Annotated in this window: 1 pseudogene; it reads left to right on the top strand. The window is 63.8% G+C overall.

What is annotated here, in order from left to right:
- Window positions 1-315, top strand: a pseudogene (locus tag SB772_RS39815) (type IV secretion protein Rhs); the annotation flags it as partial.

Genomic DNA, 315 nt, shown 5'->3' with positions numbered 1-315 from the left:
ATCTGGTGCGCGAGCATCATGCGTACGATCTGTTCGGCGAACGACGCAGCTACGTGTGGCATCACGAATACGACGAACTCGGCAACCGGCGACGGACCGTGCGGCCGGACGGGCATGCCGTCGACTGGTTGATGTACGGTTCCGGCCATGTGCACGGGATGCTGCTCGATGGCGAGGAGCGTGTGCAGTTCGAGCGTGATGATCTTCATCGCGAGACGGTGCGCGTGCTGTCGAGCAAGATCGGTCAGCGTACGCACTACGATCCGGCAGGGCGCGTGCTGCAGCAGACGATCCAGCGGTCGACATCGCCCGCGC

The organism is Paraburkholderia sp. SIMBA_030, from assembly GCF_046535245.1.
Classification (GTDB): Bacteria; Pseudomonadota; Gammaproteobacteria; order Burkholderiales; family Burkholderiaceae; genus Paraburkholderia.
Note: the sequence above shows the minus strand (reverse complement) of the source record. Positions and strands in the feature narration are given on the sequence as shown.